The organism is Rummeliibacillus sp. G93 (assembly GCF_023515935.1).
In the GTDB taxonomy this organism is placed as follows: Bacteria; Bacillota; Bacilli; order Bacillales_A; family Planococcaceae; genus Rummeliibacillus; species Rummeliibacillus stabekisii.
This window is the reverse complement of the sequence record NZ_CP097314.1, coordinates 1,386,261-1,399,166: the sequence shown is the minus strand read 5'-3', so window position 1 is coordinate 1,399,166 and position 12,906 is coordinate 1,386,261. Positions and strand designations below refer to the sequence as shown.

At 37.3% G+C, this 12,906-nt stretch carries 18 protein-coding genes; 1 reads left to right on the top strand and 17 read right to left on the bottom strand.

Annotation, left to right across the window (positions count from 1 at the left end; all coding sequences use genetic code 11):
* Positions 1-182 precede the first annotated feature (182 nt).
* The 14 genes from M2M59_RS07045 to M2M59_RS06980 form a co-directional block, all read right to left on the bottom strand.
* On the bottom strand, positions 183-1,067 hold the full coding sequence (locus M2M59_RS07045; protein ID WP_147193611.1) for a polyprenyl synthetase family protein: 885 nt from the start codon (positions 1,065-1,067) through the stop codon (positions 183-185).
* A complete protein-coding gene (locus tag M2M59_RS07040) occupies positions 1,064-1,306 on the bottom strand; it encodes an exodeoxyribonuclease VII small subunit (protein ID WP_147193612.1) in 243 nt (80 codons plus the stop codon). The genes M2M59_RS07045 and M2M59_RS07040 overlap by 4 nt, the downstream gene beginning before the upstream one ends.
* Positions 1,307-1,308: 2 nt before the next feature.
* Positions 1,309-2,658, bottom strand: coding sequence for an exodeoxyribonuclease VII large subunit (gene xseA, locus M2M59_RS07035; RefSeq protein ID WP_249775984.1), 1,350 nt, complete (start codon positions 2,656-2,658; stop codon positions 1,309-1,311).
* Between the two features lie 129 nt (positions 2,659-2,787).
* Complete coding sequence (gene folD, locus M2M59_RS07030; protein WP_147193614.1) at positions 2,788-3,657, bottom strand: bifunctional methylenetetrahydrofolate dehydrogenase/methenyltetrahydrofolate cyclohydrolase FolD; 870 nt, start codon at positions 3,655-3,657, stop codon at positions 2,788-2,790.
* 24 nt (positions 3,658-3,681) lie between these two features.
* Complete coding sequence (gene nusB, locus M2M59_RS07025) at positions 3,682-4,056, bottom strand: transcription antitermination factor NusB (RefSeq protein ID WP_147193615.1); 375 nt, start codon at positions 4,054-4,056, stop codon at positions 3,682-3,684.
* Positions 4,057-4,314: 258 nt separating this feature from the next.
* On the bottom strand, positions 4,315-4,716 hold the full coding sequence (locus M2M59_RS07020) for an Asp23/Gls24 family envelope stress response protein (protein ID WP_147193616.1): 402 nt from the start codon (positions 4,714-4,716) through the stop codon (positions 4,315-4,317).
* Between the two features lie 20 nt (positions 4,717-4,736).
* Positions 4,737-6,095, bottom strand: a complete 1,359-nt coding sequence (gene accC / locus M2M59_RS07015; RefSeq protein ID WP_066786659.1) for an acetyl-CoA carboxylase biotin carboxylase subunit — start codon at positions 6,093-6,095, stop codon at positions 4,737-4,739.
* Positions 6,096-6,110: 15 nt separating this feature from the next.
* Positions 6,111-6,611, bottom strand: a complete 501-nt coding sequence (accB, locus tag M2M59_RS07010) for an acetyl-CoA carboxylase biotin carboxyl carrier protein (protein ID WP_249775846.1) — start codon at positions 6,609-6,611, stop codon at positions 6,111-6,113.
* A gap of 253 nt (positions 6,612-6,864) precedes the next feature.
* Positions 6,865-7,410 (bottom strand): SpoIIIAH-like family protein, encoded by a 546-nt coding sequence (locus M2M59_RS07005; protein ID WP_066786653.1) that lies wholly within the window; start codon positions 7,408-7,410, stop codon positions 6,865-6,867.
* Positions 7,407-7,661 (bottom strand): hypothetical protein, encoded by a 255-nt coding sequence (locus M2M59_RS07000; RefSeq protein WP_147193618.1) that lies wholly within the window; start codon positions 7,659-7,661, stop codon positions 7,407-7,409. Before M2M59_RS07000 ends, M2M59_RS07005 begins: the two co-directional genes overlap by 4 nt.
* 257 nt (positions 7,662-7,918) lie before the next feature.
* Positions 7,919-8,062 carry a hypothetical protein gene (locus M2M59_RS06995; RefSeq protein ID WP_158512567.1) on the bottom strand — a complete coding sequence of 48 codons (144 nt, stop codon included), beginning with the start codon at positions 8,060-8,062 and terminating at the stop codon, positions 7,919-7,921.
* The gene (locus tag M2M59_RS06990; RefSeq protein ID WP_184117496.1) at positions 8,062-8,955 is read right to left on the bottom strand and encodes a stage III sporulation protein AE; all 894 of its coding nucleotides are present in this window, start codon (positions 8,953-8,955) and stop codon (positions 8,062-8,064) included. The genes M2M59_RS06995 and M2M59_RS06990 overlap by 1 nt, the downstream gene beginning before the upstream one ends.
* Before the next feature lie 32 nt (positions 8,956-8,987).
* The gene (locus M2M59_RS06985; RefSeq protein WP_066786645.1) at positions 8,988-9,362 is read right to left on the bottom strand and encodes a hypothetical protein; all 375 of its coding nucleotides are present in this window, start codon (positions 9,360-9,362) and stop codon (positions 8,988-8,990) included.
* Positions 9,362-9,592, bottom strand: coding sequence for a SpoIIIAC/SpoIIIAD family protein (locus tag M2M59_RS06980; protein WP_066786641.1), 231 nt, complete (start codon positions 9,590-9,592; stop codon positions 9,362-9,364). Before M2M59_RS06980 ends, M2M59_RS06985 begins: the two co-directional genes overlap by 1 nt.
* 562 nt (positions 9,593-10,154) lie before the next feature.
* Between M2M59_RS06980 and M2M59_RS06975 the strand changes: the two genes are divergently transcribed.
* Complete coding sequence (locus tag M2M59_RS06975) at positions 10,155-10,364, top strand: hypothetical protein (RefSeq protein WP_147193619.1); 210 nt, start codon at positions 10,155-10,157, stop codon at positions 10,362-10,364.
* 416 nt (positions 10,365-10,780) lie between these two features.
* On the opposite strand, the gene efp is transcribed toward M2M59_RS06975, so the two are convergent.
* From efp to aroQ, 3 genes are read right to left on the bottom strand one after another with little or no spacing between them, the layout of a single operon-like run.
* Positions 10,781-11,338: an elongation factor P gene (efp, locus tag M2M59_RS06970; protein ID WP_249775845.1), complete on the bottom strand. Its 558-nt coding sequence runs from the start codon at positions 11,336-11,338 to the stop codon at positions 10,781-10,783.
* A 24-nt stretch (positions 11,339-11,362) separates the two neighbouring features.
* A complete protein-coding gene (locus M2M59_RS06965; RefSeq protein WP_249775844.1) occupies positions 11,363-12,424 on the bottom strand; it encodes a M24 family metallopeptidase in 1,062 nt (353 codons plus the stop codon).
* Between the two features lie 13 nt (positions 12,425-12,437).
* Positions 12,438-12,866: a type II 3-dehydroquinate dehydratase gene (aroQ, locus tag M2M59_RS06960; RefSeq protein WP_147193621.1), complete on the bottom strand. Its 429-nt coding sequence runs from the start codon at positions 12,864-12,866 to the stop codon at positions 12,438-12,440.
* Between the last annotated feature and the right edge of the window lie 40 nt (positions 12,867-12,906).

Here is a 12,906-nt window from a genome sequence, read left to right as displayed (position 1 = left end):
ATTAATAGACCTAACCCAGTATAGAGTATGAACTCAATTGGTTCAACTTAGCCTCAACATTTGAGAAAGCATCGTTCAGCCTTTCTTCACTGTTATAAACAGCTTTAAGAGAGTTTCCCAAAACATACATGGAAAATTGCTCAATAAAAGCATAGTAAACAATTGCACAAAATTTTGAGCTGTTACTTGTTACGATGAACAATATATTCAGCAAATTCTTTAAGTAAAATACTGTCAGAAGGCAATTTATCTAACGCTTCGATTGCTAAACGGAAATGTTGTTGCAATTTCTTGTTTGCCCCATCAAGTGTTAATAATGCAGGGTATGTGCTTTTGTCGCTTGCTACATCTTTGCCTGCTGTCTTACCAAGCTGCTCTGTGGTACCTACTACGTCTAAAATATCATCTTGTATTTGGAAGCATAATCCAATGTGATGGGCGTATTCTGCCAATATGCTTCTTTCATCTGCTGTTGCATTAGCAAGTATAGCACCAGCTTCAATGCTAAAGCGAAGGATAGCACCTGTTTTATTAATATGGACTTTCTCTAGTTCTTCTAATGTCAGCTGCTTTTCTTCACCCTGAATATCTAGAATTTGTCCGCCGACCATACCTTCCGCGCCAGCTGCAATACTTAATAGGTTGATGAGTTCTAAACGTTTCTCTGCATCCACATGTTGCATTCTAGCTAGTATGCCAAAAGCTAGAGTATTTAACGCATCACCAGCAAGTGTGGCAAAGGCTTCGCCGAAAACTTTATGATTTGTTAATTTGCCGCGTCGATAATCATCATTATCCATACTTGGCAAATCATCATGGATTAAAGAGTAGGTATGAATCATTTCAATGACAGCACCGACAGTATAAGCTGCATCATCTTTTACATTGAAATGATCCATAACAGCTAGCACAAATAAAGGGCGAACTCTTTTACCACCTGCATTCAGTGAATAAAGCATTGATTCTTTTAATATTTCCGGTGCTGTAATAATCTTCACAAGATCATCCATATGTTTTTCAACGAGTGGAATATTACTTTTCATGAATGATTGGAGTTGTAGCGTCATTGTTTATTTCCCTCTTCTCCTGTAGGCTCGAACGGCTTTTCTTTGCCGCTTTCATCCATAATAGAGACAAGCTGTTCTTCTGCCTTTGTCAATTGGTCGTGGCAAAACTTTGATAGTTTCATTCCCTTTTTATACAGTTCAATTGCATCTTCAAGCGGCACTTCGCCTGTTTCTAATACTTGTACAATCTCTTCTAATTCGTTAATTGAAGTTTGGAAGGTTTGTTTTTCATTAGCCATTTTTAGTCTCCTTTCTTCGTAACAGATACAATGGATGCTAAAGCTTTTCCGTCATGCAAGTGTAGTTCAATTTGATCTTGTGTGTGAAGGTCATCAACTGATTTGACAACAGTACCATTCTGGTATGCAATACTGTACCCTCTTGTCATGATAGAAAGTGGATTTAACGCTTCCAAAGTTCTGATTGCAGAACGAAACTCTTCTTTTTTTTGATTGATTTGCCCTACAATTGCTTTTTGCAAAGCACTTTCTAAATTGATTACATTTTTCTTTTCTTGCTTAATTTGTGTTACCGGTGTGCGTATTGCCAAGGTTTGATCTAATCTTTGAATAAGCTGTTTTTGGTCTTTCACATAACGTACTGTCCCCTGTTGAAGCCTCTCATCTAAACGCATGAGCTGTTCGGTAAACGGTCGATAGAGCCTGTCAGGTAGACTGAGTGGATAGGATTTTTGCAAGCGGTCTAAACGGCTACGTTCGCTTCTAATTTTAGATTGAGTCAATTGAATTAGTTGAGCTTTTTTTGTGAGCAGATATTTCAAAAGTTCTTGGCTGCTTGGCACAGCAAGTTTTGCGGCTGCCGTCGGTGTTGCAGCTCTTGCATCTGCTACAAAATCAGCAATGGTCGTATCTGTCTCATGACCTACACCACTAATGATCGGCAACTTACTATTAAAGATAGCTCTTGCAACAATCTCTTCATTGAAAGCCCATAAATCCTCTATGGAACCTCCGCCACGACCAACAATTAATGTATCGATATTCGGTGTATTATTTGCCTGTTCAATTGCTTTCGCAATGCTTTTGGCAGCATTTTCCCCCTGAACAAGTGCAGGAAAAATAACAATATCCACTAACTTATAGTGTTGTTTAATCGTCGTGCAAATATCACGGATAGCAGCACCAGTCGGAGCTGTCACAACTGCTATTCTTTGTGGAAAGGCTGGGATTTGTTTTTTATGGGTATCAGAAAATAGTCCCTCTTGCTGCAACTTCTCTTTTAATTGCTCAAATGCTAAGTAAAGACTACCTATACCATCCGGTTCCATTTCTTCGGCATATAATTGATATTGCCCGCCGCCTTCGTAAACCGTTACATCCCCTTTAATCAACACTTTCATGCCATTTTCAGGTTTAAACTTCAATTTTTTAGCGCGCATAGCAAACATAACTGCTTTCACTTGCGACTTTTCATCTTTCAAGGTGAAGTAAATATGCCCAGACCCAATATGATGCTTCACATTGGAGAGTTCACCTTTAACATAAACATTGCGCAAATGAGGATCTGCATCAAACTTTTTTTTGATATATTTTGTAAGTGCTTGCACTGATAAATAAGGCATTGCCAAAATACGAAAACTCCTTATCTATACACTGGTAAAGATACCAGCGTTTATTCCTATTTCCCATTTCACAAAGATAGTTGTACTTATCAGTGAAATGGGCTGTCTTTCGCTAGAAAAACAGCCCATGTCTTCATATTATTTGACTAAAGGTTGTCTACTTGACTTCTTTTTGGCAGATTGCAATGTATTGTAAAGAAGCATTGTAATCGTCATAGGTCCGACTCCACCAGGTACAGGGGTAATAGCCGAAACTTTCTCAAAAACTGCATCGAAGTCAACATCCCCACAAAGTTTGCCATGATTATCTCTATTCATGCCTACATCAATCACGACTGCCCCATCTTTTACATCTTCTTTGCCGATTAACTTGGCACGGCCAGTCGCTACAACCAATATATCAGCTTGTTTTGTAATAGCACTTAAATCCTGTGTTTTAGAGTGGCAATACGTAACTGTTGCATCTTTTTTTAGTAGAAGCTGCCCCATCGGTATGCCAACTATATTGCTTCGGCCTACAACGACAGCATGCTTGCCTGCTACATCAACATTTGAGTATTCCAGCAGTTTCATAATCCCAGAAGGGGTACATGGCTGGAATGAGGGTTCACCAATCAGCATTTTACCTACATTGATTGGATGGAAACCGTCAACATCTTTATATGGAGATATAGCATCGATGATTTTTTGTTCATTGATATGTTTAGGCAACGGCAATTGCACTAAAATGCCATCAATCGCCGAATCAGTATTCAATTGTTCGATTTGAGATAACAGAGTATCTTCTGATATTTCGGCTTCAAATTGGATTAAACGCGAATAAATTCCTAGCTCTGAACAAGCTTTTTGCTTATTAGCCACATATGTATGCGATGCAGAGTCATCGCCGACCAAAATCACTGCTAAGCCAGGGGTAATGCCTTCACTCTTTAAGTCGTTCACTTCCTGTTGAATCGTTTCTCGAATCTTTCCACCAATTTCTTTACCATTGATCAATTTGCCTGACATTCTTTCCACCTCTATTTAAGGATTTTAAGCAAATTTAGAAAGAACTCCATTCACAAATTTGCTGGATTGTTCATCGCCAAATGTCTTACTTAATTCAATTGCTTCATTTAATACAACACTTTTTGGTGTTTCAGGTGTAAATAACAGCTCATATGCAGCTAAACGCAAGATAGTGCGTTCAATTTTTGCTACGCGATCAAAAGACCAATTTTCAAGTTTTTCAGCTAGTGCTGCATCAATCTCCTGCAAATGCTCAGTTGTACCAGTTACTATCTTTTCATAGAACGTATCTGTTTCTTCACCCATGATATGCTCCATTGCTTCTTGTACTGTCAGCTCTGTATTTTCTAATTGGAAAAGGGTTTGTAATGCTTTTTCCCGCGCTTCTCGTCGCTTCATCTAAAATGTGCTCCTTTTACTACTCATCTGACCATTTTAATAATTGTCATTATGTGAAGTGTTTCATTTATTTACAATAGATTTATTTTATCACAAAACACCTATAGAAGCATGGATTCTTGCATGTTTTGAAAAATTCGACAATGGGGCTGAAATACTGTAAAAAAAAGGGCTCTTAAAAGCATAAAGATACCTTTAAGAACCCTTCTAAGAATGGTGTGAGTTCTCCACCACCAGAAGCTTCTGTATGACTTTTATTTAGTTTTTCATATCACTTTGATCAAATAAGATTCCTGTAATATGTACATTCACTTCTTTTGTTTGATGAGAGGTCATATTTACGATGGCTTCGCGAATATGTGATTGCACTTGTTTTGCAACCTTAGCAACTGATACACCATATTGGACAAAGCAATAAACATCGACGACTAAGCCTTCTTCTGTCCATTCAGTCTTAATGCCTTTGCCATGCACTTTTTTGCCGAACTTCTCTACAACACCTGTCGCAAAGTTGCCTCTTGTTTTTGAAATACCATCCACTTCAGTAGTCGCAATACCCGCAATCACTTCAATGACTTCAGGTGCTACCTCAATACGGCCAAGAGACGTCTTGTCAGCGGGTGTTTCTTGCGGTACTGAATGTACAATTTCGTCAGCCATTTAGCTTGCCCCTTTCTTTCTTATGAATTCATGACATCATTTTCTTCAAGGAATTTCGTGTTGAATTTACCTGATTTGAATACTTCATGATCCATTAATTTTTCGTGGAATGGAATAGTTGTATGAATTCCAGGACCCTCCACAATGAACTCCCCAAGTGCACGTTTCATCTTTTCGATCGCTTCTTCACGAGTATCGGCATGAACAATCAATTTTGCTACCATTGAATCATAGTATGGTGGGATCGCATAGCCTGGATACATAGCAGAATCAATACGTACGCCAATACCACCTGGCGCTAGGTAATTTTCCACTCTGCCTGGAGAAGGCATGAAGTTTTTTGATGGGTTTTCTGCATTAATGCGGCACTCAATTGACCAACCATTTACCACAATATCTTCTTGTTGGTATGTTAATTTTTCGCCAGAGGCAATTTTTAATTGCTCACGTACAAGGTCAACCCCAGTAATTTCCTCAGTAACAGGATGTTCAACCTGGATGCGCGTATTCATCTCCATAAAGTAGAATCGATCTGCCTTATAGTCATAGATAAATTCAACTGTACCTGCTCCGCGATAACCACAAGCCTTCGCTGCTTTTACGGCTGCTTCGCCCATTTCAGTGCGTCTTTCTTCAGACAATGCAGGTGAAGGCGCTTCTTCAACAAGCTTTTGCATTCGACGTTGCACAGTGCAATCACGCTCACCTAGATGAATCGTATGACCATATTCATCTGCAAGCACTTGGATTTCACAATGGCGGAAATCTTCAATGAACTTTTCTAAATAGACGCCTGGATTACCGAAAGCAGCTTGTGCTTCTTTTTGGGTGATTTGAACGCCTTTAATCAAAGATTCTTCATCGCGTGCCACACGGATACCCTTACCTCCACCGCCGGCAGTTGCTTTAATAATAACAGGATAGCCAATTTCTTGTGCTACAGCTACTGCTTCATGTTCATCAGCAACAAGTCCTTTCGAACCTGGTACTGTCGGCACGCCAGCAGCAATCATAGTATCTTTAGCAATATCTTTAATTCCCATAATATTTATAGCCTGTGATGTTGGGCCGATAAACGTAATACCTGCATCTTCACATGCTTCGGCAAAACTCGCATTTTCAGCAAGAAAACCATAGCCTGGGTGGATACCATCGCAGCCTGATTTCTCTGCTACTGTTAAGATACGGTCAATCTTTAAATAACTATCGCTTGAAAACTTAGAGCCGATGCAATAAGCTTCATCTGCCAACTGTACATGCAGCGCTTCACTATCTGCTTCTGAGTAAACTGCTACAGAGGCAATACCTAATTCTTTGCATGCACGGATAATGCGAACTGCGATTTCTCCGCGATTGGCAATTAATACTTTTTTCAACATAGAGCATAGCCTCCCTTAGTTTTCTTTTACTAGGAATAAAGGCTGGCCATATTCCACTAATTCACCGTCAGTCACTAGGATTTCGACGATTTCACCTTTAACTTCTGCTTCAATTTCATTGAATAACTTCATCGCTTCTACAATACAAACAATGGATTCTTCTCCAATTTTGTCTCCTACTTGAACAAAAGGTTTTGCATCTGGACTTGGCGCCTGATAGAATGTTCCGACCATAGGTGAAACTATTTTATGCAATGATTCAGTTGAAGCGGTTTCAACTGTTTTCGCTTCTTGTTTTTCTACAGCTGGAGCTGCTTTAGCTACAGGCGCTTCAACAGCTGGTGTAGCTTGCACTGTTTCAATTGGTTTTGGTGCTTCGGGAGTATGATTTGAGATAACAATCCCGCTATTTTTTTTGAGTTTGACTTTTACTTCGTCAGCCTCATACACGAATTCTTCAATTGAAGAAGCATCTACTAATTTAATAATCTCGCGTATTTCTTGAATTTTCAACATATGTTACTCCCCTTATATTGTGATATAGTACAAGTTTTATTTTATCGTGTTTGGTAATATTTTTAAACAGTTATTTGGGAATATAGATATCTTCAACATTTTGGGCATAATTCCTCCTTTTCCTTGAAGATAATTCAAAACACTTATTAGAGCTGTATTTATAATCTACATTCATCCATCTAAAGGATAAATTACACACAAAAAAGACGGAAAAACAACTAGGTTGTTTCCCCATCTTCAGAAGACGTTTTATTTAGTTAATTGTTTCGGATTGGAAATCTACTACTACTTTTCCTTCATTAAACTCTTTTTTCACCATATAAACAATCTCATTCGCTTTTTCTTTTGATAATTCATTTGCCTGTACTGTTACACGAATTTGATCGTCTTCAGCCCGAACAAATGCGTCTGAGTATCCCAATGTGCGAATCAACATTTCAAGCATCGCTTCATTTGATTCATTTTTTGTAATCGCATCAATTTCATCGAAATATTTGTTCTTTTCATCTGCACTGTATTGAGAAGAAGCAACTTTTTGAGTTAGTGTTTCTTTCAATTGACTGCGCTCGTTTTGCAGCTCCATACGCATCTCTTCAAATAAGTGGCTTTCTGTAGTAACAGGAGTTGTTTTGCTTGTCTTACTTGCAAGTTCGCTAATCTTCGTATCTTTCAATGAATTATCACTGAAAATAGCAAGTCCGTTAAATGGCGTTACTGGATTAGATAAATAATAGACCGAAATGACTGCTGCCAAACTTAATAATGTTAAAAACCATACTGCTTTCTTTTTTACTCTCATGGGGTATCCTCCTTTTTTTCCATTGAACGTACGACAATACGATGAGTTGGTATTTCAAGTACACTTGATAAGACTGCTACAAGATCATTTTTTACTGTTAAAGAATCAGCTCCTTCAGCTACGACTAACACGCCGGTTACTTTCTGTTTACTCTCTCCATTTGTTTGCTGCCAGTTAAAATATTGTCCAAGGGATGACTCTTCCTTTTTAGGCTGGTCGTTTGTCTGGCCATAGTAAAAATAAATCATCACCTTACCAACACCTTCAATGGAACTAAGAATAGAAGTGAGATCCTGGGTCCCTGTTTGTTCGCTGCCAGCATTCGATGGATCTTTGTTGGTGTGATTCGTAAGCGAGAATATTCCGCTTACTAGAAGTATTGCGACTAAAATTCCTGCGGCAAGAAACGGTTTTTTAAAATTTGCTGCTTTTCCAAGGACATCTCCTCCTTCAAAACATTAACGACTAACACAATCTATGAATCTTATTTCAGCAATATGCAAAAGTGTTACAAAAAGTATTGAATACTATATAAAGCAAGCACCATTTTTAATAACAGTGTCGCCTCCTCTTCCACATCTTTAGGAAGAATAAGAAGCAGGATTTTTCCGATGAGGCAATACACTAGCAAATTAAATAAAAAACTTGCCACTATGCCCCCCCCTTTCCCATCTGCATCTGAACCATAAGCACGACCATCATAATCGTGAAGAAATAGGCAAATGCAATAAGGAATGACACAGCACATAGAATGAAAAGTGTTTTGCTTACATCTTCGATTAATCCATTCACCTTACTGTCTGTGAACGGTTCTAAAACAGCAGCTAGAAAACGATAGCAAAAACCGAGTATTAAAATATTGAGTGTCGGAAGAATCGTTACACTCCAAACGCTTACAAGTAAACCAGTACTCGTAGTAATTAAAGCTGTCGACGAGTATTTTTTAAAAGTATTGAGAGATTCTGTGACAAGGGAACCGATGATAGGAATATTTTGTTGCAAGAGCCTTTTAACCGGCTCAGCTATTTCTCCTGAAAATGTACCAACCAAAACTCCATTTGTAGCAAGTAACATGGTATAAATTAGGACAGATACGGATACTACGCTCAAAACCGACATTCGCAAAAAATCTGACATTTTGGCAAACGAGAGCTCAGGAAGCATTCGCGTAATAAAATCGAAAACAAATGTGGCGATTAACATAGGGATTAAATATTTTGTAACGACCACTAAAATAGTCTGCAGGAAAATAAGGAAAACAGGACTAATGGAAAGCACTGAAAATATCCCTGAGCCAAGAAGCAAAGAGGATGTTAAAAGTGGCGACAGAACAAGATAAACATCCATTAGCTGTTCTGTTATATGTTGCATTTGTGTAAAAGCCTTAAAAACAGGTCGAATTGTTACCATGATCACTACTATTAAGAAAAAAAACCTTGTCCACTCTTTCATTGTTGGAAGCAGCCAATTAATACATAAAAACAGGATAGCGTAAAGAAAAAATGAACGTAGTGCGAAGAATTGTTCTTTAAATGGTTCGATCAAAAACGCAGCCACTTGTTCGATTATTACACCCCCTACGGTGCTACTAACTTTTCCCATTGTTTTAAAAATGATGCTAATTCATCGAGCCAAAGCGTGACAATCCAGATTTTTATAGCAAGATGACTTATAAAGGCAATGCTTTCATAATCGTTTTCATCTAATATGTGCGATACAATAAGTGAACAAAGGTAAAGCAAGGAACTACCTAATATAAGCGGCATATATGGCAAATCAAATAAAAAAAAGGTCTTTAATTTTTGCCAAAAAGGTAATACAACTCGCATCATCAAAAAACTTAATAGAATAAAAAATAAGACAACTGCAAAGAATTGATGCATTGTCGGTATTACTATTCGTATACCAATAAGGAAGAGGAACGTCATTAAAACATAGAATAAGAATTCCATTATGACGTCATCAGCCATTGGAAGAAGGTAATAATCTCATCAAAAAAGAGACGCAAAAATCGAAGCAACTCGATTGTGATATATAAATAGGCAATAAAATTAAGAAAGAAAGAAAATTCTTTTTTACCTGTTTGTTCAAAGAAGATGTGTAAAAGTCCCAGGACCAGTCCAATACCAGCTATTCTAAGCAAATCTTGAAGTTCCGAAGTCGCCCCTCCTCTCTTTACAATTTATGAGAGGGAAAAGAATTTATGCAGGGAAATTATGAAGAAATCTTGATAGATCTCACAAAAAAAGCACTTAAGATAAGTGCACGAAGGATTTGTATTGAAATTTTTATTATATATGTTTGAATTTCTTGACAGTCGAGAACTTTTAAATTAAATAAATTTTTGATAATCATAGACTTTCTTTTAGTAATTAAATTGTTAATATATTGATTGATATTAAACGAGTAAAAATAAAAACTTCCTTCTTCGAAACTCGTAACCGTTCTTTCAAATTTCATTCCATTTCTTCGTAAGAGTTTATAGAGGCTTTATTGGCAGTTTGTGTTTCAGCAATTACTGTAGAAAGTTTTAACAGCATAGGTAATTAGCAGCTGAACCACTTCGCATACATTGAATTAGAATAGTGGTTAAGATAGGGGGCTTATTTCTTCTAGTACATAAAGACTTTATAATCATCAGAAAATACCAGCAATATGCTAGGTAGTATGTTATATTGATACGGAATTAATAATATTTAAGTAAGAACACAGTGTATAATTACATCTAAAAATGAGGGTTGACTTTGCTTGTTTTTACACTTTTTCTTCTATTCTTTTTATCTGTATTGTTAATCGGTTTAATTTTCTCGATAATTTTCTTGGTATCGTTTATTAAAGAGATGATTGAAAACAAAAGAAATGGTCTACCAATTTGGAATGATCGAATGAAAATTGTAGTATTAGTAGCTATCGTTCTAATCGTCTGCACTTTTTTCTATGAAGTGTATCATTAAAGTTTTGCATATTTAAAGACCACTTATGTGGTCTTTTTATTATTCTTTTTCGAAATCAATTCAGTCATTTACATCTTCTATTGCACAAAACACTTCATATCATTGCTTTTTTCCTTATTTGGTTCAGTTCCTATCGCTAACCATTTAAGTGGTTCTTTTCAAACTTAAATTTTCCCCATCTCCTTTTTTAAATAGCTAGCGTAGCATCCTTTGAAGGGATACCTCTGCCAAAGCCATATTCACTGTTATAAATAGGATCTGTATATGAATTACAAAATTTAAAGTACCAGTTAAGTTGCTGAAGCAACACGAATATATCCTGTTTTAACTTGCTCAACAAGTTGAATAAGTTGAAAAGGAATAGTAAAATTCTCACAAAAAAAGCCATGCAGTTATGCATAGCTTTAATTTATAGATTAAGCACGAGAAACATAAGAACCATCAGTTGTATTGATGATTAGTTTGTCACCTTCGTTTACAAAGAATGGTACGTTTACAACTAGGCCTGTTTCCATTGTTGCTGGTTTTGATCCGCCTGTTGCAGTATCACCTTTAATTCCAGGATCCGTTGCAGATACTTCTAGTTCAACTGTGTTAGGTAGTTCAACGCCTAGCACTTCACCTTCATACATCATAATATGAACTTCCATGTTTTCTAGAAGGTATTTTAATTCTTCTTCTAATTGGCTTGCAGTCAATTCGATTTGCTCATATGATTCCATATCCATGAATGCATAAGCGTCGCCTGATGCATATAGATATTGCATTTTGCGTGTATCGATTTGTGCTTTTTCCACTTTTTCGCCTGCACGGAATGTTTTTTCTGCTACGTTGCCATTACGTAAGTTACGTAATTTGGAACGTACAAAAGCTGCACCCTTACCTGGTTTTACGTGTTGGAATTCGATAACACGGAATAGGTTCCCGTCTACTAAGATCGTTAACCCTGTTTTAAAATCATTTACTGAAATCATTTCTGTATATCCTCCAATAATAAATTATAAGATGATTAATTCTTTTGGTGCATGTGTCAATTTTTCATTGCCAGTTTCAGTAATTAGCGTATCATCTTCTATACGCACGCCACCAACTCCTGGCAAATAGATACCCGGTTCACATGTGACAACCATGCCAGGCTCTAATGTGATATTGGATCTAAACGATAATCCAGGACCCTCATGTACCTCTAAACCAATTCCATGACCTGTAGAATGGCCAAAAGCATCACCATAGCCATGTTCCTTAATATAATCGCGGCATATTGCATCCGCTTCCTTACCTGTCATACCTGGTTTGAATTTTTCAAGTCCGAGAAGCTCTGCTTCCAAAACAATTTGGTAGATTTCCTTTAACTGTTCAGAAGGTTCGCCCACAGCGACTGTGCGTGTCATGTCAGAAATATAACCATTATATAAAGCGCCATAGTCTAAAGTGACGAAATCACCTTTTTCAATTATTTTATCAGTTGCAACGCCATGTGGCAATGCAGAACGTACTCCTGAAGCGACAATGGTATCAAATGAAGAAGAAGTTGCACCAAGTTTACGCATATAGAATTCAAGCTCATTTGAAACCTCAAGCTCTGTTTTGCCTGGTTTGATAAATTGAATGATATGTTCAAACGTTTCATCTGCAATTTGGCAAGCTGCTTTAATTGTCTTTAATTCATCTTCTGTCTTAACGAGACGAATTTTTTCGATCAAATCTGTAACGCCGACTAAGTCAGCTGGAATAACCTTAGAATACGCTTCATACATTCTATAGCTAACTACATCTTTCTCAAAACCAAGCGATTTAATGCCTAATTCTTTCACGATTGCAGCAATTTCTTCAATGATTGTCCCCTTGTGTTCAACAATGCGATAGCCTGTAATTTGTTTAGATGCTTGTTCTGTGTAACGGAAGTCAGTGATAAACACTGCCTCTTTTTGTGATACTACCGCCACACCAGAAGTACCTGTAAAACCTGTCATATAACGTAAATTATAATTATTGGTAATAAGCAAACCATCTAAATTTTGCGAATTTAACGCTTTCACTAATCTCTCTACTCTTTCCATTATAATCCCCCTTTTATCCCTCTAAAAACATTCGAAGAGCTGCGCTATATCCAAATGTGCCAAGCCCTGTAATTTGCCCTACACATACAGGCGCTAAGTAAGAATGATGCCTGAATTCTTCTCTTTTATGTACATTTGAAATATGAACCTCAATAACAGGCACCGAAACACCAGCAATTGCATCCCTTAGTGCGATGCTCGTGTGGGTGTAAGCGCCAGGATTGAAGATAATGCCATCTACACCTGTATCTTCAGCTTCATAAATCCAATCAATCAACTGGCCTTCAACGTTTGATTGCTTGCAATCAATTGAAGAGTTGAACTCAGCTGCTAGGACTTTTAATTGGGACTCAAGGTCTTTTAATGTTGTATGCCCATAAACAGCTGGCTCTCTCTTGCCAAGTCGATTAAGATTAGGACCATTCAAGCATAAATAATTCATTGTTAGCCCTCCTCCTGCACTGATAGCCTTATTTTAGCAT